The 20,146-nt window shown below is 73.5% G+C and carries 17 protein-coding genes and 4 tRNA genes; 11 read left to right on the forward strand and 10 right to left on the reverse strand.

Annotated elements, in window-relative coordinates:
• Positions 1–128: 128 nt before the first annotated feature.
• The 7 genes from IDM29_RS06195 to IDM29_RS06225 all read right to left on the reverse strand — a co-directional run bounded on the left by IDM29_RS06195 (position 129) and on the right by IDM29_RS06225 (position 6,529).
• A complete protein-coding gene (locus IDM29_RS06195; RefSeq protein ID WP_182111226.1) occupies positions 129–755 on the reverse strand; it encodes a hypothetical protein in 627 nt (208 codons plus the stop codon).
• Positions 752–1,933 (reverse strand): glycosyltransferase family 4 protein, encoded by a 1,182-nt coding sequence (locus IDM29_RS06200; RefSeq protein ID WP_188037313.1) that lies wholly within the window; start codon positions 1,931–1,933, stop codon positions 752–754. Before IDM29_RS06200 ends, IDM29_RS06195 begins: the two co-directional genes overlap by 4 nt.
• A 59-nt stretch (positions 1,934–1,992) precedes the next feature.
• Positions 1,993–2,949: a phosphatidylinositol mannoside acyltransferase gene (locus IDM29_RS06205; protein ID WP_309232683.1), complete on the reverse strand. Its 957-nt coding sequence runs from the start codon at positions 2,947–2,949 to the stop codon at positions 1,993–1,995.
• On the reverse strand, positions 2,946–3,578 hold the full coding sequence (gene pgsA, locus IDM29_RS06210) for a phosphatidylinositol phosphate synthase (protein WP_182111227.1): 633 nt from the start codon (positions 3,576–3,578) through the stop codon (positions 2,946–2,948). The genes IDM29_RS06205 and pgsA overlap by 4 nt, the downstream gene beginning before the upstream one ends.
• Before the next feature lie 7 nt (positions 3,579–3,585).
• Positions 3,586–4,173 carry an HIT domain-containing protein gene (locus tag IDM29_RS06215; protein WP_182111228.1) on the reverse strand — a complete coding sequence of 196 codons (588 nt, stop codon included), beginning with the start codon at positions 4,171–4,173 and terminating at the stop codon, positions 3,586–3,588.
• Between the two features lie 5 nt (positions 4,174–4,178).
• Positions 4,179–6,179 carry a threonine--tRNA ligase gene (gene thrS / locus IDM29_RS06220; RefSeq protein ID WP_182111229.1) on the reverse strand — a complete coding sequence of 667 codons (2,001 nt, stop codon included), beginning with the start codon at positions 6,177–6,179 and terminating at the stop codon, positions 4,179–4,181.
• Between the two features lie 278 nt (positions 6,180–6,457).
• Positions 6,458–6,529, reverse strand: a tRNA-Val gene (locus IDM29_RS06225).
• A 99-nt stretch (positions 6,530–6,628) separates the two neighbouring features.
• Between IDM29_RS06225 and IDM29_RS06230 the strand changes: the two genes are divergently transcribed.
• The gene (locus IDM29_RS06230) at positions 6,629–7,057 is read left to right on the forward strand and encodes an SsgA family sporulation/cell division regulator (protein ID WP_182111230.1); all 429 of its coding nucleotides are present in this window, start codon (positions 6,629–6,631) and stop codon (positions 7,055–7,057) included.
• Positions 7,058–7,075: 18 nt separating this feature from the next.
• Here IDM29_RS06230 and IDM29_RS06235 read toward each other — a convergent pair whose 3' ends face one another.
• Together IDM29_RS06235 and IDM29_RS06240 are read right to left on the reverse strand one after the other, a co-directional pair.
• Positions 7,076–7,930: an aminotransferase class IV gene (locus IDM29_RS06235; RefSeq protein WP_182111231.1), complete on the reverse strand. Its 855-nt coding sequence runs from the start codon at positions 7,928–7,930 to the stop codon at positions 7,076–7,078.
• Positions 7,927–9,045: a chorismate-binding protein gene (locus IDM29_RS06240; protein WP_255491523.1), complete on the reverse strand. Its 1,119-nt coding sequence runs from the start codon at positions 9,043–9,045 to the stop codon at positions 7,927–7,929. The genes IDM29_RS06235 and IDM29_RS06240 overlap by 4 nt, the downstream gene beginning before the upstream one ends.
• Positions 9,046–9,163: 118 nt before the next feature.
• Between IDM29_RS06240 and IDM29_RS06245 the strand changes: the two genes are divergently transcribed.
• From IDM29_RS06245 to IDM29_RS06280, 8 genes are all read left to right on the forward strand, one after another.
• A tRNA-Gly gene (locus tag IDM29_RS06245) sits at positions 9,164–9,235 on the forward strand.
• Between the two features lie 52 nt (positions 9,236–9,287).
• Positions 9,288–9,358: transfer RNA gene (locus IDM29_RS06250), tRNA-Cys, on the forward strand.
• A 49-nt stretch (positions 9,359–9,407) separates the two neighbouring features.
• A tRNA-Val gene (locus IDM29_RS06255) sits at positions 9,408–9,482 on the forward strand.
• A 225-nt stretch (positions 9,483–9,707) separates the two neighbouring features.
• Positions 9,708–10,874: a MalY/PatB family protein gene (locus IDM29_RS06260; protein WP_182111232.1), complete on the forward strand. Its 1,167-nt coding sequence runs from the start codon at positions 9,708–9,710 to the stop codon at positions 10,872–10,874.
• A 149-nt stretch (positions 10,875–11,023) separates the two neighbouring features.
• Positions 11,024–12,337 carry an ABC transporter substrate-binding protein gene (locus IDM29_RS06265; protein WP_182111233.1) on the forward strand — a complete coding sequence of 438 codons (1,314 nt, stop codon included), beginning with the start codon at positions 11,024–11,026 and terminating at the stop codon, positions 12,335–12,337.
• A gap of 34 nt (positions 12,338–12,371) precedes the next feature.
• Positions 12,372–13,349, forward strand: a complete 978-nt coding sequence (locus IDM29_RS06270) for a LacI family DNA-binding transcriptional regulator (RefSeq protein ID WP_182111234.1) — start codon at positions 12,372–12,374, stop codon at positions 13,347–13,349.
• Positions 13,350–13,415: 66 nt separating this feature from the next.
• Positions 13,416–14,987 carry a hypothetical protein gene (locus IDM29_RS06275; protein ID WP_220457937.1) on the forward strand — a complete coding sequence of 524 codons (1,572 nt, stop codon included), beginning with the start codon at positions 13,416–13,418 and terminating at the stop codon, positions 14,985–14,987.
• A complete protein-coding gene (locus IDM29_RS06280; RefSeq protein WP_255491524.1) occupies positions 14,984–16,264 on the forward strand; it encodes a glycoside hydrolase family 125 protein in 1,281 nt (426 codons plus the stop codon). The genes IDM29_RS06275 and IDM29_RS06280 overlap by 4 nt, the downstream gene beginning before the upstream one ends.
• Positions 16,265–16,523: 259 nt before the next feature.
• Here the strand turns inward: IDM29_RS06280 and IDM29_RS06285 are convergent, their stop codons facing one another.
• Positions 16,524–17,699 carry a Gfo/Idh/MocA family protein gene (locus IDM29_RS06285; protein WP_182111236.1) on the reverse strand — a complete coding sequence of 392 codons (1,176 nt, stop codon included), beginning with the start codon at positions 17,697–17,699 and terminating at the stop codon, positions 16,524–16,526.
• A 224-nt stretch (positions 17,700–17,923) separates the two neighbouring features.
• On the opposite strand from IDM29_RS06285, the gene IDM29_RS06290 reads away from it, so the two are divergent.
• Positions 17,924–18,751: a sugar phosphate isomerase/epimerase gene (locus IDM29_RS06290; protein ID WP_182111237.1), complete on the forward strand. Its 828-nt coding sequence runs from the start codon at positions 17,924–17,926 to the stop codon at positions 18,749–18,751.
• A complete protein-coding gene (locus IDM29_RS06295; RefSeq protein WP_182111238.1) occupies positions 18,748–19,911 on the forward strand; it encodes a Gfo/Idh/MocA family protein in 1,164 nt (387 codons plus the stop codon). The genes IDM29_RS06290 and IDM29_RS06295 overlap by 4 nt, the downstream gene beginning before the upstream one ends.
• The last annotated feature ends 235 nt before the right edge of the window (positions 19,912–20,146 follow it).

A 20,146-nucleotide genomic window follows, 5' to 3' on the forward strand; every position in this document is an offset into this window, starting at 1 on the left:
GCGCCGCGGCGCCGCGACGACGCCGCCGGGTCCGGGTGCCGCGCCGGGCGGGGCCATGCTCGGGGGGGCCGCGGTGGGCTGCGGCGGACCGGTCGTCGGCCAAGGACCTGCGACGTGCTGGGGGTAGCTCATGTCACCTCTCCGGGTCGGGCGAGTGCCTGGGGCCAAGCGTCGTCGATCTCCACCGTGTGCGGCATCCGGGCACGGCCGTGGAGCCGCAGGAGCCGGACCAAGATCTTGCCGCGCATCCGCTGCGTCTGCGCGACGGCCTCGTTGTGGAACCGCCGCGCGAGCTGCACGCGGTACCACGCCTCGGACAGCGCGCCGACGAGCGCCTCGCCGAGCGGGTCCGCCACCAGGGCGGCGACCTCCGCCCGGTCGGCGAGCGCGGCCCGAAGCGTACGGGACAGCTCGCTCTCCGCGAGCTCGCGCTCGACCCGGGCGTCCGGACCGGACGGTGCGCCGACAGGCACGCCCGGCAGCGCCTCGACCAGCTCGGCCCGCCCGTGCTCGCCGGCGGACAGCGCCGCCCACGACGCCTCGCCGACCAGGACCGAGCTCACGGGGTCGAGCAGCCCGGACGCGGCGAGCTCAGCCGCGGCCGACGCGCGACGCACCAGCTGGGTGTCCAGCGCCGCGCGCGAGGCGCCGACCTTGCGGTGCAGCCGGTCGAGCCGGCTCGCGGCGACCCACAGCCACCACAGGAGCAGCAGCAGCGCGCCGGTGACGAGGACCGTGACCTCGGACCAGCTCACCGCCCGGCCCCCGGCTCGCCCGCGCGCACCGACGCCGGGTCCTCGCGCACGCGCACGTGCGGGCTCGTGCCGGCCAGCACCATCTCGTAGACCGTCAGCACCTGGTGCGTCACCGTCGACCAGTCGTAGCGGCGCACGACGGCGCTCGCGCGCGCGGACGTGCGGCGGCGCAGGTCCGGGTCGGCGAGCACCCGGTTGAGCGTGGCGGCCAGGTCCGCGGAGTCGCCGTTGCGGAACAGGATCCCCGCCGCGCCGCCGTCCAGCACCCGACGGAAGGCGCCCAGGTCGCTCGCGACCACGGTGGCGCCGGCGCTCATCGCCTCGACGAGGACGATGCCGAAGCTCTCGCCACCGGTGTGCGGCGCGCAGTACACGTCGACCGACGACAGGAGCCGCGCCTTGTCCTCGTCCGAGACGGCGCCCAGGAACGTCACCGACGCCGCGTGCTCCCCGAGGGCCTCCCGCGCCTCGGCCGCGCCCGTCTCGCCGTGGCCCGCGACCAGGAAGCGGGCACCCGGGTGGACGGCCAGCACCGCGGGAATGGCCGCGGTGAGCACCGGCAGCCCCTTGCGCGACTCGTCGAGCCGTCCGAGGAAGGCCACCGTCGGCGCCTGCGGCGTGCCGGTCCACCGCGGGTCGGCCTCGGCCGACGCGAAGTCGTCCACGTAGACGCCGTTGGGGATCACCACCGCGTCGCCGCCCATGTGCTCGACGAGGGTGCGGCGGGCGTCCTCGGACACCGCGATCCGCGCCGAGATCTTCTCCAGGCTCGAGCGCACCACGGGGTAGGCCATCTGCAGGGCACGCGAGCGGATGAGCGCCGTGTGGAAGGTCCCGACGATCGGCCCCGAGGCGATCCACAGGGCGAGCATGCCGAGGCTCGGGGTCACGGGCTCGTGCAGGTGCAGGACGTCGAAGTCGCCCTCCTGGAGCCACCGCCGCACGCGGTGAGCGCTCACCGGCCCGAACGTCATGCGCGCGACGGCGCCGTTGTAGCGCACGGGCACCGCACGCCCGGCCGGCGTGATGTAGTCCGGCAGCGGCGTGTCGTCGTCGGCGGGCGCGAGCACGGAGACGGTGTGTCCCTGGCGCTGCAGCGCCTCGGCGAGGTCGCGGACGTGGAACTGCACGCCGCCGGGCACGTCGAACGAGTACGGGCAGACGAGCCCGATGCGCAGCGGGCCGCGATCGCCGCGGCCGGGCCGCGGACCGGCCGCGGGGACGTTCACGGGGCCGGTCACGACGCCGCCGTCGTGGCGGCGTACCGCTCCGGGTCGAGGTCCGCGACGAAGACGCGCTGAAGCATGTGCCAGTGCGTGGGGTGCTCGGCGATCTCCTGCCCGACGACGTCGACCCAGGCCTGCGTGAGGTGGTGCACCCGCTCGTGGCGCGGGAGGCCCTCGGGGACCGCCACCTCGGGGTGGAACGTGATGACGATGCCCCACCGGCTGCCGGCGGCCCGACGCCGGGCACCGCGGAGCCGTTCGTGGCGGATCGACGTGGGGACCAGCGGTGCACCGGTCGCGACGGCGAGCGCCGCCGGGCCCGCGGCGACGCGGGCCCGCTCGCCCAGCAGGTCCACCTCCACGCCGCGCGCCGTGAGGTCACGGTCGGCCAGCAGCGGCACGAGCAGGCCGCCGCGCCGCACCGCGGCGATGAGCGCCCGGAACACGTCGCTTCCCGCGTCGAGCGGGATGATCGACATCCCGTGCCCCTCCCGCAGGCGGACGAACTCCTCGAATACCTCCGGCGGCTCGAGACGCTCGGCGACGGTCGTGACCGGCGCGACGTGCCGGCTCGCCCACGCGCCGGCGAGGTCCCAGTTCCCCTCGTGGCCCAGCGCGAGCACGATCGACCTGCCCGCGCCGAGGTGCTCGAGGAGCGCCTCGGCCCCCACGGCACGCACGCGCGCGAGGATCTGCTCGTCGCTGAGCTTGCCGAGGGTGAAGGCCTCGGCGTAGTAGCGCAGGTAGGTGCGCATGCCCTCGCGGCTCAGGCGCCGCAGCGTGCGCGCGTCGGCGTCCGGCCGGGCGCGGCGCAGGTTCGCCTCCAGGCGCCGGACCCCGGCGCCCCGGACGAGCCAGGCCGCGTCGGCGGCCACGAGCATGGCGGCGCGCACCACGTCCTCGGGCAGCCGGTCCGCCGCGTGCCAGGCGAGCAGGAAGGCGCGCCCGCCGTCGATCCGCAGCCTCATGCCTCCCCCGCCCCGGGGGCGCCCCGCCCGGCGGCGTGCGCCTGGCGGTACACGACCGCCATGCGCTGCGCGACGGTCACCGCGCTCGCCACCGCGAGGAGCGCCAGCACCACGGTCAGGACGGCGACGGGGGCGCCGAGCCCGACCACCGCGGTCGCGACGAGCACGACGGCGAGCCGGTCCGCGCGCTCGGCGATGCCGACGTCGGCCCGCATGCCGAGGCCCTCGGCCCGCGCCCTGGCGTAGGGCACCACCGACCCGAGGACGAGGCACGCGAGGGCGAGCACGGCGGCCAGGTCGTGGTCGCGGGTCGCCAGGAAGAGGAGCAGCCCGCTGAAGATCGCGGCGTCCCCGAACCGGTCGAGCGTCGAGTCGAGGAACGCGCCCCAGGAGCTCGCCCGGCCGGCCGTCCGCGCCATCACGCCGTCGATCATGTCCGTCAGGGCGAAGAAGGCGATGACCAGCGCGCCGACCAGCAGGTGCCCCGTCGGCAGGAGCCAGAGCGCGGCGAGGACGACGCCGACGGTGCCCGTGACGGTGACGGCGTCCGGCGAGACGCCTCGGGCGAGCAGGAAGCGCGCGAACGGCCCGACCACGCGGGCCGCGCCTGCGCGCAGGCGGTTCAGCACGGGGCGATCATCCTCCAGCAGGGGCTGCGGCGGGCCAGGCGGCCGCCAGGCGCGCCCGCGTGTCGCCCAGGAGCTCGGGCAGGGCCTTGGTCCGGGCGATGATCGGCAGGAAGTTCATGTCCCCGCCCCACCGCGGCACGACGTGCTGGTGCAGGTGCGCGGCGATCCCGGCCCCGGCGACGGCGCCCTGGTTCATCCCGAGGTTGAAGCCGTGCGGACGCAGGACGGACCGCACCACCCGCATCGCGGTCTGGGTCAGCGCCGCGACCTCCGCGGTCTCGTCCGCGTCGAGGTCGGTGTAGTCCGCGACGTGCCGGGTGGGCAGCACCATGAGGTGTCCGGAGTTGTACGGGTACAGGTTGAGCACGACGAACGCGCGCTCGCCGCGGGCCACCACCAGACCCTCCTCGTCGGGCAGCCCGACGGCGCGGCAGAACGGGCACTGCTCCGCCGCCGGACCCGCCGGCTTGTCCTGCCCGCCGACGTACGCCAGGCGGTGCGGGGTCCAGAGCCGCTCGAAGCCGTCGGGCACCCCGGCCAGCCCTGCCGCGGGCTCGGCGTCGCCGGCCTCCGGCCCCTGCCCCTGGTCCGCCACGCCGATCAGACCTGGGCCCGCTCGCGCACGGCCGAGACGATCCGGCGGACCGCCTCGTCGACCGGCACCTGGTTCTCCTGGCGACCGTCGCGGTAGCGGAAGGAGACGGCACCGGCCTCGACGTCCTCGCCCCCCGCGATGAGCACGAAGGGCACCTTCTGCGTCGAGGCGGTGCGGATCTTCTTGCCGAACCGGTCGTCGGACAGGTCGACCTCGGCGCGGATCCCCTCGGCCCGCAGCCGCGCGACGACGTCGCCCAGGTAGTCGTTGAAGGGCTCCGCGACCGGCACGGCGACGACCTGCACGGGCGCGAGCCAGGCCGGGAACGCGCCGGCGTAGTGCTCGGTGAGCACGGCGAAGAACCGCTCGATCGAGCCGAACAGGGCGCGGTGGATCATCACCGGGCGCTGCCGCGAGCCGTCGGGCGCCGTGTACTCGAGCTCGAACAGCTCGGGCAGGTTGAAGTCGAGCTGGATCGTGGACATCTGCCACGTGCGCCCGATCGCGTCCTTGGCCTGGACGGAGATCTTGGGCCCGTAGAACGCGGCGCCGCCCGGGTCGGGCACCAGCTCCAGGCCCGACGCGGTCGCGACCTCCTCCAGCGTGCGCGTCGCCTCGTCCCACGCGTCGTCCGAGCCCACGGACTTCTCCGGGTTGCGCGTCGACAGCTCGAGGTAGAAGTCGTTCAGCCCGTAGTCCTTGAGCAGGCGGAGGACGAAGGTCAGCAGCCCCGTCAGCTCGTCGCGCATCTGCTCGCGGGTGCAGTAGATGTGCGCGTCGTCCTGGGTGAACCCGCGCGCCCGCGTCATGCCGTGCACGACGCCCGACTTCTCGTAGCGGTAGACCGTCCCGAACTCGAAGAGCCGCAGCGGCAGCTCGCGGTACGAGCGCCCGCGCGAGCGGAAGATCAGGTTGTGCATCGGGCAGTTCATCGGCTTGAGGTAGTAGTTCTGCCCGGTCCGGCGCACGTTGCCCTCGTCGTCCAGCTCCTCGTCGAGGTGCATGGGCGGGTACATGCCCTCGGAGTACCAGTCGAGGTGGCCCGACAGCTGGAAGAGCCGCTCCTTGGTGATGTGCGGGGTGTTGACGAAGGAGTAGCCCGCCTCGACGTGGCGCCGGCGCGAGTAGTCCTCCATCTCCATCCGGATGATGCCGCCGCGCGGGTGGAACACCGCCAGGCCGGAGCCGATCTCGTCGGGGAAGGAGAACAGGTCGAGCTCGTTGCCCAGGCGACGGTGGTCGCGCCGCTCGGCCTCGGCCAGCCGCTCGAGGTGGGCCCGGAGCTCGTCCTTCGTCGGCCAGGCCGTGCCGTAGACGCGCTGCAGCTGGGGGTTCTTCTCCGAGCCGCGCCAGTAGGCGGCCGCCGAGCGGGTCAGCTGGAACCCGTTGCCGAGCAGGCGGGTGCTGGGCAGGTGGGGGCCGCGGCACAGGTCCTGCCACGCGACGGACCCGTCACGCTTGACGTTCTGGTAGATCGACAGGCCACCGAGCCCCACCTCCACCGAGGCGCCCTCGGCGGCGGTGTCGGACGTGCCCTTGAGCCCGATGAGCTCGAGCTTGAAGGGCTCGGCGGCGAGCTCGGCGCGGGCCTGCTCCTCGGTCACCTCCCACCGGCGGAAGGTCTGGCCCTCCTTGACGATGCGCTGCATGACCTTCTCGAGCGCCTTGAGGTCCTCGGGGGTGAAGGGTGTCTCGACGTCGAAGTCGTAGTAGAAGCCGTCCGTGATCGGCGGGCCGATGCCCAGGCGCGCCTGCGGGTGGAGCTCCTGGACCGCCTGGGCCAGCACGTGCGCCGCGGAGTGGCGCAGGACCGCGAGGCCGTCGGGAGAGTCCACGGTCACGGCCTCGACCTGCGCGCCGGCCGGGACCGGCGCGGACAGGTCGCGCAGCTCGCCGTCCACACGGGCGACCACGACCTCGCGGCGCCCCTCGAAGAGCTCTGCCGCCGTCGTCCCCTCGGGCACCTCACGCTGGGCTCCGTCGACGGTCAGGGTGATCTGTGGCACGGCACGAACTCCTCGATTGGGCGGTCCGACGATGCTACCGACCGGGGACCGCCCGGGGGACGCGCACAGGGCCGGGGCCCGTCTCAGGTGTCGGGAAGGCGGGCCTCACGGCACTGAGCCGGACGGGTGATGCACCCGGCGACGACTCCTGCGGCGCACCCGGACGGGACCTAGGTCACACATCACGGGCAGGCCGCCTGACCTGCGAGGTCTCAGGGAGTCATAAACAGTTTCACCCGGTGATGCCCCGTTCGGGGGATGACCGGGGGCCGACAAGGTGGGCGATACTGGGTTCGAACCAGTGACCTCCTCGGTGTGAACGAGGCGCTCTACCACTGAGCCAATCGCCCGTCATGCGGCGTGGTGCTCACGAGGGAGCACCGCACGACGACGCGATGATGTTAGCGAACTCCGCGCCGAATACGGAATCGACAGGGAAAGGGGTGGCCATGGCAGGACAGGTCGAGGACGTCCGCGAGGCCGTCCCGATGCACCTGGTGCTCTCCGACGCGAGCGTGATGCCCGTGCGGGCCGAGCTCAGCTTCGACGCGAGCGATCCCTACACGGTGCGCGTCGTCTTCACGGGGACCCACTCGACGTCCACGTGGCTGCTGGGCCGCGAGCTCATCGCGCACGGTGTGCTGGCCGACGCGTCGGCGCCGGCGGGGACCGGCGACGCGCGGATCTGGCGCGACGAGGACCCGACCTACCTGCTCGTGGCGCTGAGCGGCGTCGAGGGCGACGCCCTGCTCGCCGGCCCGGTCGAGCCGTTCAAGCGGTTCATCGCCGCCACGGTCGAGCTCGTGCCGTTCGGCAGCGAGGGTCAGCGCATGGAGAACGAGATCTCGCGGCTGATCGTGACGCTTCTCGACGCCTGAGGCCCGGCCCCGCCGGCCTCACGGGTCGACGTCGGCCGCCTCGCGCTCGCGGTACAGGGCGGCGACCCGCTCGGTCAGCGGCCCGGCCGCCAGCCGGTGGCCGTCGAGCCCGACGATCGGCACGAACGTCCGGACCGAGCCGCTCAGCGCGAGGTGGGCCCGGCCGGCGACGACGTCGTCCAGCGCGGTCCAGGGCAGCTCGTCCGGTCCCGCCTCGCGCACCGGCAGCCCCGCCTGCGCGGACCACTCCAGCACGAGCTCCCGCGTGATGCCCGCGAGGCACCCGGTGCTCAGCGCGGGCGTCAGCAGCTCGCCGTCGCGCTCGACGAAGGTGTTGCTCCCCGTGCCCTCGCACAGCGCCCCGACGGTGTTGGCCAGGAGCGCCTCGTCCGCGCCCTGGCGCGTCGCCTCGCCCAGCGCCACGACGTTCTCGGCGTACGACGTCGTCTTGAGGCCCGCGACGGCGGAGCGCTCGTTGCGCGTCCACGGCACGCGGACCGCGGTGACGGGGCGCGGGGGTGCCGCGGGTCCGGCGACGACCAGGAGCGTCTGCGCGCCCGGGGTGCGCCCGGACCCGAGCGGGCCGAGGCCCGCCGTGAGCGTGATCCGCACCCGGCCCGCGCCGGGCTGCGCGGCGAGCACCGCCGACACACCGGCCCGGACGGCGTCGAGGTCCGGCTCGTCGAGCCCGAGCCCGCGCGCCGAGCGCCCGAGGCGCGCGAGGTGGCGGGTGAGGGCGAACGCGCTCCCCCGCACGACCCCGCAGGTCTCGAACACGCCGTCGCCCACCGTGACCCCGTGGTCGACGGGGCTGAGGACCGGTTCGGCCGCATCCCGCAGGCGTCCGTCCGCCCACACCGCAAGGTCGCTCATCGGTCGTCCTCCTCGTCCGCGCCCGGGGGCACCGTCCCATCATCCGCCGTCGCGCTCGCGAGGGCGACGAGGCGCGCGGCCTTGAGCTCGGTCTCGGCCCACTCGGCCGCCGCGTCGCTCCCCCACGTCAGGCCCGCCCCCGTGCCGAAGTGGAGCCGGCCGTCGGCGGTCCACCAGAACGTGCGGATGGCGACCGCGAGCTCGGCCTCACCGCGGTCGCCGTCGACCCAGCCGAACGCGCCGCAGTAGGGACCGCGGGGACCGGGCTCGAGCTCGCGGATGACCGAGAGCGCGGCGCGCTTCGGCGCCCCGGAGACCGACGCGGGCGGGAACGTGGCCGCGAGCAGCCTCTCCCAGCCCTGGCCGGGCAGCAGGCGCCCCTCGACCCGCGTGACGAGGTGGACCAGGCCCGGGTGGTGCTCGACCCCCAGCAACGACGTCACCTCGACCGTGCCGGGGCGGCACACGCGCTGCAGGTCGTTGCGCACCATGTCCGCGATCATCACGTTCTCGGCCCGGTCCTTGCCGGACAGCCCGGCGGCTGTGGCGGCCGTGCCCTTGATCGGACCCGACCCCACCCCGCCGTCGCGCACGCGCAGGAAGAGCTCGGGTGACGCCGAGACCACCCACGCCGGGGGCAGGCCCTGCCCCGCCGGGACGTGCAGGGCGCCGGCGTGCGGCGCCGGGTTGCCCACCTCGAGGGCCGCCGCGAGGGCCGCGGCCGAGGGCTCCGCGCCGTCGGAGCCGGCCGGCAACGGCGCGCTGAGCACCCGGCACAGGTTCACCTGGTAGACGTCTCCGGCCCGGATCCGCTCCCGCACGGCCGCGACGCCGGCGAGGTAGGCGTCGCGGGACATCGAGCTCGACCAGGCGTCGGCCGGCGGGCCCCGCCACGGCAGACCGCCCGGTGACACGCCGTCCCGCGTGACCTCGGCGAAGCGCCAGGCGCGGACGGGACCGTCGAACTCCCCCACGACCACCCAGAACCCGTGCTCGAGACGCTCCGGGTGGCGGAGCACGTCGACGCACTCCACGGGCCCGCGGGCACGGACCCCGGCGAAGCGGGCCCAGCCCTCGACGGGCAGGCGCGGGACCTCGAGGGGATCGACCGGCACGCGGCCACGCTAGCGGGCGCCCGACGCGCGGGGCGGCGGGCCGGTTTGGCTCTGGTCCTCGCGGTCCGTTAGAGTTCGGGACGCACAAGGCGCCGGGGAGACCCGGAGAGCGTGTCGCGCGGACGTGGCTCAGTGGTAGAGCATCACCTTGCCAAGGTGAGGGTCGCGGGTTCGAATCCCGTCGTCCGCTCGGAGGCGACATACCCGTACGGGCAACGCCCAGGTGGGTGCAGGAGCCTTACGGTGGAGTGGCCGAGAGGCGAGGCAGCGGCCTGCAAAGCCGTCCACACGGGTTCGAATCCCGTCTCCACCTCGCATCAGCAGTCCAGCATCAACCGAGCAGCACAGCCGTGTTCCGGCACGGGCGATTGGCGCAGCGGTAGCGCGCTTCCCTGACACGGAAGAGGTCACTGGTTCGATCCCAGTATCGCCCACCAGCATCACCGCAGGTCACAGGCCGTTTCGGAGACATCCGAGGCGGCCTTCGGCGTGTCGGGGACCCCGCGCAGCAACGGCTGTAGAGGGGCCTCCCTGACAGTGGTGTCGCCCTCGGCACCGTGACGTGGACACCCCCGTCCCGACCCGGCGCGCGGACGCGCCGGTCCAGTCGTCGGGGTGACCTCGCTGTCCAACTCCCAGGTGGGGCGGCAGGATGGCGGCGCATGACGACGCCCCCTCCCTTCCACCTCCGCACCGCCGACGATCTGCGGCGGCGCGGCTCGGTCAAGTGGTCGACCGCCGGGGACGTTCTGGGCGCCGGGGTCGCCGAGATGGACTTCCCGGCCAGCGAGCCCGTCGTGGCTGCCCTTCGCTCGGCGGTCGACGCCCAGGCGTTCGGCTACCTGCCGCCCTCGGTGGCGGCGGCGACGTCCCGGGCGACGGCCCACCGGCTGCGCAGCGCCTACCGGTGGGACGTGCCCGCATCCGCGGTGCATCTGGTCGCCGACGTGCACACCGCGTTCCGCACGGCCGTCGAGCACTTCTCCGCGCCCGGCTCACCGGTCGTCGTCCCCACACCCGCCTACATGCCGTTCCTCGCGGCGCCGGGCATCCTCGGGCGGCCGCTCGTCGAGGTCCCCATGGCGCGGGCCGCAGGGGGATGGACCCTGGACCTCGACGCGATCAGCCGGGCGCTGGAGCCCGCCGGCGGCCTGGTCGTGCTGGTCAACCCGCACAACCCCACGGGCCACGTGCACACCCGCGCGGAGCTGCTCGCACTGGCGGACGTCGTGGCGGCGACCGGGGCGCGAGTCCTCGCCGACGAGATCCACGCACCCCTCGTCCTTCCCGGCGCGACCCACGTCCCGTACGCGTCGCTGTCTGCCACGACCGCCGCCCACACCGTCACGGCCGTGTCGGCGTCGAAGGCGTGGAACCTGCCCGGGCTCAAGTGCGCCCAGCTCGTCACCACCAACCCTGCGGACGACGCCACGTGGGAGCGCATCGCCGTCGTCGCCGGGCAGGGGGCGAGCACTCTCGGTGCGATCGCCACCACCGCGGCGTACACCGAGGGCGGCCCGTGGCTCGAGGAGGTGCGCGACTACCTCGACGGCACCCGGGCCCTGCTGGTGGACCTCGTCGCCGAGCACCTTCCCGAGGTGCGCTGGACGCCGCCGCAGGGCACCTACCTCGCCTGGCTCGACTGCCGAGGCCTCGACCTGGCGATGGCGCCGGCCACCTTCTTCGCCGAGCGGGCGGGTGTCGCGGGGGTCGACGGTGCGGCGTGCGGCGCCGTCGGCGCGGGATGGCTCCGGTACAACTTCGCCACGCCGCGGCCCCTCGTCGAGCAGGCCGTGCGACACATGGGGGCCGCGGCCGCGCGAGCCTGAGCCGACGGTCCAGCCCGGACCGGGCTGCGACCCGAGGGCTCGCCCTAGTCATCCTGGTACCGTTCCCGGTAACGTTCCCAGAGCCGCGACGACGCGGCCGCGCCCGTCACCGGGTACGGGACAACGCCGACGCGAGAGGCCATGCAACGATGCCTGAGACCCACTGCCCGAGGCCGACCACCACCGGGAGCCGCCGTGCGGTCTTCGCCGGGGTCGGGGTGCTCGCCCTGGCTCTGAGCGCCTGCAGCGGCAGCACCGACCCGGGCGACGACGGCGACGTCGAGCTGCGATTCAGCTGGTGGGGCAGCGACGCACGGCACGAGATCACGCAGACCGTGATCGACGCCTACGAGGCCAAGAACCCCGGTGTCACAATCACGCCCGAGTACAGCGACTACGGCGGCTACTGGGACAAGCTCGCCACCACGGTCGCCGCCAACGACATGCCCGACGTCATCCAGATGGACGAGAAGTACCTGCGCGAGTACGCGGGGCGCGGTGCGCTCCTCGAGATCCCCGAGTCCGTGGACACCAGTGCGATCGACCCCGCGGCGCTCGGGATCGGGCACATGGAAGATGGGCTCTTCGCGATCCCGGCCGGCATCAACTCGTTCGTGGTCATCGCGAACCCCGCGGTGTTCCGCGACGCCGGTGTCGAGCTGCCGGACGACTCGACGTGGACCTGGGACGACTACGACGAGATCGCCCGCCAGATCAGTGAGAACTCCCCGTCGGGCGTGTACGGGGCGGCCTCGATGGGCTCGTGGGACGCCTACCTCAACTACTTCGCGCGCCAGCGCGGCGAGTCGCTGTACACGGCCGACGGCGAGCTGGGGCTGAGCGTGCCGACGGTGACCGAGTTCTGGGAGACCGTCCTGCGCCGCAGCCAGGACGGCCTCACCCCGCCCCCGTCGGAGATCGTCGAGGACCTCACGGCGACGGTCGAGCAGAAGGTCTTCGCCCAGAACCGGCAGGGCATGACCGCCGCCGACAGCAACACGCTGAACTCCGCGATGACGGCCTCGGGGTCCTCGGAGCTCGTGCTGCTCCGGCCCCCCAGCCTGACCGGGAAGGCCTCCGAGAACGGGGCCTACTACAAGGGCTCGATGTTCTGGTCCATCTCCTCGCGCACGGAGCACCCGCAGGAGGCTGCGGCGTTCGTGGACTACCTGATCAACAGCACCGAGGCCGCAGAGGTCATGCTCGCCGAGCGCGGCGCGCCGCCCAACAGCGCGCTCCGCGAAGCCATCGCGGACCTGGTCAGCGACGCGGACGCAGCCACGCTCGCCTACATCGACGAGATCGCCGACGAGGTCGGAGAGGTCGCGCCGCCGGCGCCTGTGGGCGGCGGGAACACCTCCGAGGTGCTCAGCCGCTACCTGGCCGAGGTGCTCTTCGAGCGCCAGACTCCGGCTGAGGCCGCTCGGGCGTTCATCGACGAGGTGAACGCCGGCCTCGGATAGCCGCCACACCTCGTTGCCGACCACCGGAGGGCCCATGACCGCGCGCAACATCACCATCAAGGACGTCGCCGCGGCCGCGGGAGTCGGGGTCTCGACGGTGTCGCGCGTCGTCAACGGCGAGCGCTACGTCAACCCGGCGACGCGCGAACGGGTGCAGGCCGCGATCCACGCGCTGGGTTTCCGGCCCAACCTGGCGGCCCGCAACCTCCGCCCCGGACGCCGCAGCGAGACCATCGCGCTGCTGATCGAGGACATCGCCAACCCCTTCTCCGCCGGCATCACGCACGGGGTCGAGGAGGTCGCCACCGCGCGCGGCGACCTCGTCACGATCGGAGTCACCGGGCGCAGCTTCCCGCTCGAGCAGAACCTCGTCACCGAGATGCTGCGTCGCAACGTGGACGGTCTGCTCGTCGTGCCCGCGCCCGGCGACCACCGTCCCGTGGCGGTGGAGACCGGCGACGTCCCGCTCGTGTTCCTCGACCGTGAGCCCCAGGGCGTGGAGAGCGACGTGGTGCTCCTCGCCAACCTCGACGGCGCGCGCGGCGCCGTCGAGGACCTGCTCTCGTCGGGCCACCGCCGGATCGCCTACCTCGGTGGCGACGTGACGGCCGAGCCCGGGTCCGAGCGCTGGGCGGGGTACCGCAGCGCCCTGGCGGACGCCGGGATACCGGTCGACCCACGGCTGGTGAGCGTCGATCACATGACGGTGGCCTCGGCCGCGGACGCCGTGCGGGGCATCCTGCGTACCGCCGAGCCGCCGACCGCCCTGTTCGCCGACAACAACCGGATGACCCTCGCGGCGCTGACCGGTGCGGGACGCACGGCGCCTCCGACGATCGCCGGGTTCGACGACTTCGAGCTCGCCCCGCTCGTCGAGTCGCCCCTCACCCTGGTCACCTATGACGCCGCAGAGCTCGGACGCAGTGCCGCACGCCTGCTCTACGACCGCATCGACGGTTCCACCGGCCCAGCGCGCCGGGTCGTCATCCCCACCCACCTGCGACGCGCCTGACGGCGCCCGACACCCGAGGACCCCATGCCCTACTCCGCCGTTCCACCCCCCGACAGCGTCCACGTCGTGACGGGCTCCTCCACCGAGCCGCTGGCCGCGCGACCCGACCCCGAGCGCTCCACCTGGAGCTCCGTGGCCGCCGACGTGCTGGTGCGCCCCGTGGGCGACGGCCTGGCCGTCGCGCTCAGCGCGCCCGGTCACGAGATCGAGCGGATCGCCCTGCGCTGGGCGCTGCCCCAGCCCGAAGGGGTACGCATCCTCGGCGACGCCTGGGAGCGCAGCTACGGCGAGCTCGAGTGGGGGGTGATGCGCCCCGAGCGCACCCTGCCCTGGTACTGGCTGGCGCACGACCCACGCAGCGGGGGGACGACAGGCATGGGCGTGCAGGTCCGCCCGGCGGCGTTCTGCTCGTGGACCGTCGACCCGGCCGGCGTCACGCTCTGGTGCGACGTGCGGTCGGGCGGGAGCGCGGTCGTCCTCGGTCACCGCGTCCTGGACGTCGCCACGGTCCGCGCCGTCGTCGGCGCCGACGGCGAGGGCCCCTTCGCGGTCCACCGCCGCCTGTGCCGTGCGCTGAGCCCCGGCACCAGCCCGTCGACCGCCCCGCTGGTCGGCTCGAACAACTGGTACCACACCTACGGCGAGTTCGACGTCGACACGATCCTTGCCGACGCCGACCTCGTCGCGGGACTCGCGGGCGATCACGCGGTCCGGCCCTTCAGCGTGGTCGACGGCGGCTGGAGCCCCGGTGGAGGCGCGGCCGGCGGCCCGTGGGACACGGGCACCGGCTCGTTCACCGACATGCCCGCCGTCGCCGAGCGCATCCGCGCCGCGGGTGCCCGCCCCGGGCTGTGGTTCCGGCCCGCGACGTCACGTGTGCGCACCGGCTACACACGAACGACGCCGCTCGGCGGCATGTGGCCGCTGGACCTCTCGCTGCCGGAGTCCCTCGAGGTGATCGGGGCGGACGTGAGGCGCTTCCGGGCGTGGGGCTACGAGCTCCTCAAGCACGACTTCTCCACCTTCGACGTGCTGGGGCGCTTCGGTCACGCCTTCCAGGGCGCCCGACTGACGTCACCGGGGTGGAGCTTCGCGGACCGCAGCCGGACGACCGCCGAGATCCTCGTCGGGCTGTACCGGGTCATCCACGACAACGCCGACGGCGCCGTCGTGCTCGGCTGCAACACGGTCGGCCACCTCGCGGCCGGTCTGCAGACCGCCCAGCGCACCGGGGACGACACGTCCGGGCGGCAGTGGGAGCGGACACGCCGGATGGGGGTCAACACCCTGGCGTTCCGTCTCGCCCAGCATGGCTCCTTCTTCACGGTCGACCCGGACTGCGTCCCCGCCACGCCGCAGACCCCGTGGGAGCTCAACCGGCAGTTCCTCGACCTCGTGGCGCGCAGCGGCACCGCCCTGTTCCTGTCGGTCGATCCCGCGTCCCGCACGCCTCGCGTCGACGCCGACCTGCGCGCCGCCGTGCGCATCGCGCTGGACGGGGGCGAGCCGGGCGGGGTCGAGCCGCTCGACTGGGTCCACACCTCGGCGCCGCGCCGCTGGCGGACCGGTGACCGGGAGACCACCTACGCGTGGGAGAGCGCGTGGGGCACGGACCCGCTGCTGAGCGGGATCGAGTGACCGTCCTCGACCCGGCGACCCGCGACCGGATGGTCTCGCTCGTCCGCGCCGCATGGCCCGACCCGGTCGTCGAGCGCATCTTCACCGACGCCATGACCCGGACCCTGCGCGACGCCGTCCGGACGGCGTCGGACGGCACGACGTTCGTCCTGACCGGGGACATCCCCGCCATGTGGCTTCGGGACTCGGCGGCGCAGATGCGCCCCTACCTCCCGTTCACCGCCGAGGACCCCGGCCTTCGTGACGTCGTCGTCGGGCTCGTGCGCCAGCAGGCCGCCGCGATCCTGCGTGACCCGTACGCCAACGCGGTCAACGCGCGGCCCGACGGCGCCGGCCACCAGGACGACCTCACCGAGATGTCGGCGTGGGTCTGGGAGCGCAAGTACGAGATCGACTCGCTGTGCTTCCCGCTGCAGCTCGCGCATCAGCTGTGGGCCCTCACCGGCACGACGGACCACGTCGACACGACGTTCGCGCGGGCGGCCCGGCTGGTCGTGGACACGCTGCGCGTCGAGCAGGACCACGAGGCGAGATCGCCGTACCGCTTCCGCCGGCTCACCGGCCCGGCGTCCGACACCCTGGTCCGGGACGGGCGGGGCAACCCGGTCGCGCCGACCGGGATGAGCTGGAGCGCCTTCAGGCCCAGCGACGACGCCTGCGCACTGAACTACAACGTCCCCGGGAACCTGTTCGCCGCGGCCGCGCTGACCCAGCTCGCCACGTTGGCTCGCCGGGTCCTCGGGGACGACGTGCTCGCCGCCGACGCGGAGGCGCTCGCCGGGCAGATCCGGGCGGCGGTGGCCCGGCACGGAGTCGTCGAGCACCCCGTCCACGGTCGCATCTACGCCTACGAGGTCGACGGGCTCGGGAACGCGGTCCTCATGGACGACGCGAACATGCCGAGCCTGCTCTCGCTGCCGCTGACCGGCGGCGTCGACCCGAGCGACCCCCTGTACCTCGCCACGCGCGCCTTCGTGCTCAGCCCGGCCAACCCCACCTACGTCCGGGGCCGGGCTGCGTCGGGCGTCGGGAGCCAGCACACGCCCGCGGGGTTCGTCTGGCCCATGGCCCTGTGCGTCGAAGGGCTGACCAGCCCTGCCGTCGACGTCAAGCGGGCGCTCGTGGCGACGCTGTGCTCGACCCACGCCGGCACGTACCGCATGCACGAGTCGTTCCACGGCGACGAACCCGCCGTGCACACCCGCGACTGGTTCTCCTGGGCGGACTCGATGTTCTGCGAGCTCGTCCTCGACGTCGCGGGCGTCCGGCTCCCGTAGCCGAGAGCTCAGCGACGTCGACCTCGGCTGCACTCCCCTGTCCCCTGACCGAAGGACCCTCATGCCCCGAACGCCACGCACGAACGAGACCCCGGCCACCGGCCCGACACCGACGCACGCCGACGGAAGGTGGTGAGCACGTGTCCGCATCTCCGAGCTGAGGGGCACTGGCGACCACCGCGATCTTCACGTTCATCTGGACCTGGTTCTTCGTGTTCCTCTTCGGTCAGAAGGACCTGGTCACGGGGATCGGGTGCTGTCAGCCCTCGCCGCGCACCGGGTAGGTGCCCTCCTCGCGGATGCGCTCGTCGAGCAGCTTCAGGTACTGCTGGTCGTCGAAGTCCAGCCGGACCTCCTCGCCCAGCCAGCTCGACAGGTGGATCGCATTGGCGAGGCGCACGCCGTTGATGCCGTCCGCCCCCGGAGCGATCAGGGGCGTGCCGTCCAGGACGTTGAGAGCGAAGTTCTCGAGCACGTCCGCATGCTGCTGGCCGAAGGGCGACTCGAACTCGATCGTCTCCTGCGTGTAGAGCGTGTCGAGGTCGACCTCGCCCGTGTACAGGCGTGCGACGTCGGCCATGTCCATGGCTGCGCTCAGCTCGGCCTCGGGCTTGCGCAGCCGTGTCACGACGGCGCGCCTGCTGTCCTCGACGACGACCTTCCCCTGGTCGCCGAGGATCTCGAACCGGTCCGTGCCCGCGATGTCGTAGGTGCAGGTGACGAAGGTGCCCGTCACGCCGTCGCCGTAGTCGACCAGGGCGGTGACCTCGTTCTCGACGGCGATGTCACGGTTCACCCCGTACCCGAGCTTGGAGTACACCCGCTGGGGCATGCCGCAGATCCACTGCCACAGGTCGAGCTGGTGCGGCGCCTGGTTCACCAGGACGCCCCCGCCTTCGCCGCCCCACGTCGCACGCCACGCGCTGGAGTCGTAGTAGCCCTGCGGCCGCCACCACGTGGTGATGATCCAGCTGCTCCGCAGGACCCGGCCGATCTCGCCGCCCTCGACGATCTCCTTCAGGCGCCGGTACAGCGGGTTCATGCGCTGGTTGAACATGATGGCGAAGGTGAGGTCGGGCCTCGTCCCGGCGACGGCGACGAGCTCGTCCGCCTGGCGGGTGTAGACCCCGACCGGTTTCTCCACGAGCACGTGCACACCGGCGCGCAGCGCGGCGATGCCCATCTCGGGGTGCAGGAAGTGCGGGACGGTCGTCACGACGGCGTCGACGTCGCCCGACGTCAGCATCGCCGTGTAGTCGTCGTGCACGGCGACGCCGGGGTACGACGAGCGGACGAGCTCCCGCTTGGCGGGGTCCGTGTCGCAGACGGCTCCCAGGCTCATGTGCGGGACCCGTCCCTCGCTGATCAGCGTGGCGTACATGCTGCCCTGCTGCCCGAGTCCGATGATGCCGAGGCGTACGGCGGTGTCCGCCATGGGGGTGCTCCTGTGGGTCGTCGTGTCGGGGACCGTCCATCACACCGAGCCGCGGCCTGCGGGCACAAGCAGTTGCTCTGAGTTGCCTGTCCCACCGGACAGGGGTCGGTCCCACGGCAACATGCTGCAATCCGTTGCTGCGCGTACGCGCCCTCCCTAACGTAACGGGCACCGCTGCGGCGCCGTGCCCCTGCGTCCCCGCACCAACCCTGGAGGTCCTCGCGATGTGGGTCCTGTCCGGATTCGCCGACGAGATCGATCCGGACCCGGAGGTCCAGTGCCGCGTTCTCGACGACCTCGGGATCCGGTACCTGGAGCTGCGCAGCGCGTGGGACGTCAACGTCCTGGACCTGAGCGACGAGCAGGTCACCGAGATCACCCGGATCCTCGCCGCGCACGGCATCGGGGTCTCGTCCATCGGCTCGCCCCTCGGCAAGGTCAACATCACCGACGACTTCGATGCGCACCTGCGCCGGATGGACCGCGCGGTCGAGGTCGCCCACGCGGTCGGCGCGCCGTACATCAGGGTCTTCTCCTTCTTCCTGACCGCGGAGCAGCGACCCGAGGCCTACCGGGACGAGGTGGTCCGCCGGATGAGCGCGCTGGCCGAGCGAGCCGCCGCGGGCGGCGTCGTCCTGCTCCACGAGAACGAGAAGGAGATCTTCGGCGACGTCCCCGAGCGGGTCCACGACCTCGTGACGGCGGTGGACTCCTCCGCACTACGCCTGGCGTGGGACTCGGCGAACTTCGTGCAGTGCGGCGTCGTGCCGTTCCCCGAGGCCTACGCGCTCCTGCGCCCCTACACCGACTACATCCAGGTCAAGGACGCCGTCCTGGCCACCGGAGAGGTGGTGCCGGCCGGGGAGGGGGACGGCCGGCTGCGCGAGACCGTGCGCGCGCTCGCCGACGACGGCTACGAAGGGTTCGTGTCCATGGAGCCGCACCTGGCCGACGCGCACCACCTGGGTGGGTTCTCCGGCGCGGACAACTTCGTCCGCGCCACCCGGGCCTTCACGGCCATCCTCGAGGCCGAGGGCGTGCCCTACCGATGAGTCTGCGGTTCGCGCTCGTGGGCTGCGGCGTCATCGCACCGACGCACGCCCGGGCACTGCTCGACCTGCGCGGCCACGCCGATCTCGTGGTCTGCTCGGACGCCGTCCCCGAACGTGCCCGTGCCCTGGCCGCGGAGTTCGGCGTGCGGGCCGCCCCCTACGACGAGGTGCTCGCAGACCCCACGATCGACGCCGTCACCGTGTGCACCCCGAGCGGTCTGCACGCGGAGGTGGGCGTGCCGGCCCTGCTCGCCGGGAAGCACGTGATCGTCGAGAAGCCCATGGACGTCTCGGTGGAGGCATGCGACCAGCTCCTCGCCGCGCAGGCGGTCTCGGGTGCCGCGCTCGCGGTGGTCTCCCAGCACCGGTTCGACCCCGCGTCCCAGGTCGTCAAGGCCGCGGTCGACGACGGCGAGCTGGGCCGGCTCGTCCTCGCGGAGGCGCGCGTGCCGTGGTACCGCCCGCAGGCGTACTACGACTCCGGCGAGTGGCGGGGCACCTGGGCGATGGACGGCGGCGGTGCGCTGATCAACCAGGGCGTGCACACGCTGGACGTGCTGCGGTGGATCTGCGGCCCGGTCCGGACGGTCTACGCCCAAGCGCGGACCGCTGCGCACGAACGCATCGAGGTCGAGGATGTCATCTGCGCGACGGTGGAGTTCACGAACGGCGCCATCGGCACGATCATGGCGTCGACCGCTGCCTACCCCGGGTTCGCCGCACGGCTGGGCGTCCACGGCACACGTGGCGGCGCGGTCATCGAGGGCGACCGGCTCGCCACGTTCGTGACGGTCGACGGGGTCCGTCGCGGTGGCGAGTCCGCGACGGCGCACGCCCTGCAGGTGGCCACCGGGGGAACCCGCGCGGCGACCGAGGCGGTCGAGGACTCCGCGCGCGCCCGCGGCGCCGAGCACACCGCCGACGACACGCCGGCTCCTGCCGACGCCTGGGGGCGGGCGCACCGCGACCAGCTCCTGGACTTCGTGGCGGCGGCCCAGGAGGGTCGGCCCCCGCTCGTGGACGGCATCGAGGGCCGCCACGCCGTCGAGCTGGTCCGTGCGATCTACCACTCGGCCCGCACCGGCGCGCCGGTCGCCCTCGCGCCGCCGTCTGTCGACATCGACGTGCTTGCCGTCCAGGAACATCACGCCGGGGTGTGACCGGGGCGTCGTGCCGCCCGCTCCCGTCCCATGGCGTGGCCTGCGCCCGGTGGAGGTCACCCGGACGTCCGTGAGCTGGTTGCCGCGCTCGCCCGCCTATGCTCCGGATCGTGCGCCTGCGGCCGGTGACCCGACGCGCCGGGGGCGTCTGCGCCGCCGGCCTCGCGCTCGGCGCCCTCACGGGCTGCGGCCCGAGCGGCGACCCGCCCGCCCCCTCGGCACGGCCCCCCGCGAC

Origin of the sequence: Actinotalea sp. JY-7885 (assembly GCF_014525465.1) — a bacterium.
GTDB lineage: Bacteria > Actinomycetota > Actinomycetes > Actinomycetales > Cellulomonadaceae > Actinotalea.